The 1,386-nt window shown below is 52.5% G+C and carries 2 protein-coding genes; one reads left to right on the top strand and one right to left on the bottom strand.

What is annotated here, in order from left to right; translation table 11 throughout:
- The first annotated feature begins 2 nt into the window (after positions 1-2).
- Positions 3-449 (top strand): transcriptional regulator AsnC, encoded by a 447-nt coding sequence (gene asnC / locus CWE11_RS11950; protein ID WP_198675653.1) that lies wholly within the window; start codon positions 3-5, stop codon positions 447-449.
- 240 nt (positions 450-689) lie between these two features.
- Here the strand turns inward: asnC and asnA are convergent.
- A partial coding sequence (gene asnA / locus CWE11_RS11945) for an aspartate--ammonia ligase (protein WP_126777851.1) occupies positions 690-1,386 on the bottom strand: 697 nt, incomplete at its 5' end.

The raw sequence follows: 1,386 nt of genomic DNA, 5'->3' as shown, positions 1-1,386 counted from the left end.
TGATCGACAATTTGGATAAAAACATACTGAACGCACTGACCGAGAATGCCCGCCTTTCGTATGCCGAAATTGCCAAAGCAAACCGAGTATCACCCGCAACGGTGCATGTCCGCGTCGAGAAAATGCGTAAGGCTGGGATTATTACCGGGGCAAAACTCAGCATTGATCCGCGTAAGCTCGGTTTCGACATCTGCTGCTTTATTGGCATCATCTTGCGACAAGCAGGTGACTACCCCTCCGCTTTGGAGAAGCTCAAAGCACTGCCGGAAGTGACCGAGGCCTACTACACCACCGGGCAATACAGTGTGCTCATTAAGGTGTTGGTGCGTAATATTGATGATCTTCAACGGCTTCTCATTGAGCGGCTGCAGGTCATTGATGAAATTCAATCCACCGAAACCCTCATTTCATTACAAACCCCCATTCAACGAACCATTCAAGCAACGTAGCCAACGCATGTGCCGTAACGGGGCGTTGGGTGGGAGGCTTGGAAGCGATGCCGTCGCCGGGTCTTTAATGTACCCAACGCAATGCGTTGGGTGGGAGGTCTGACGCATTTATCAATCTGGGACCCAACGCGGTGCGTTGGCTACGGGTACATTTGATGTAACCAACGCATGTGCCGTAACGGGGCGTTGGGTGGGAGGTCTGACGCATTTATCAATCTGGGACCCAACGCTGTGCGTTGGCTACAACAAATCGGCGTACTTCGTGCGGGTTTCTGGGCACCAGACGCCGTGTTGGACGTAGCCGATGTGGGGTTTTTGCATCATCCACATACACAAGCGTGATTGCCCAATCCCACCGCCAATTGTTTGAGGCAGCTGACCGGAAATGAGTTTTTGATGCCAAGGAAGCCCCTCAGCCGACGCTCGGCCACTGCTTTGCAATTGCTTCAACAATGCTGCCCGGTCGACGCGAATACCCATCGAGCTTAATTCCAACGACTCGCCCAAGACCGGGTTCCATACAATGATATCGCCGTTTAAAGTCCAATCGTCGTAATCTGGAGCGCGCACATCATGGATGGTTCCATCAGAGAGCGCTCCACCAATCCCCTGCAGGAAAATAGCACCATGCTCTTCTGCAGCAGCATGCTCCCGTTCCTTCGGCGAAAGTTCTGGGTAGGCTTGCAATAGGTCTTCCGATCGAACGAACGTAATCGTCTCAGGAAGAGAAAGGCTTGAGCCAAAACCCTCTTTATATTGCTCAAGCGTTTGTTTCAGCGCTGTGTAAATGCTTCGCACCGTAGTGTGCAACTGCGCTTCCGTCCGGTGGCGATCCGCAATAATCTGCTCCCAATCCCATTGGTCCACATACACCGAATGCACAGGACTCAAAGTTTCCTCATCGGCGCGCAGCGCTTTCATATGCGTGACAATCCCC

It is taken from the genome of Aliidiomarina sanyensis (assembly GCF_003987175.1).
Lineage (GTDB): Bacteria > Pseudomonadota > Gammaproteobacteria > Enterobacterales > Alteromonadaceae > Aliidiomarina > Aliidiomarina sanyensis.
Note: the sequence above shows the minus strand (reverse complement) of the source record. Positions and strands in the feature narration are given on the sequence as shown.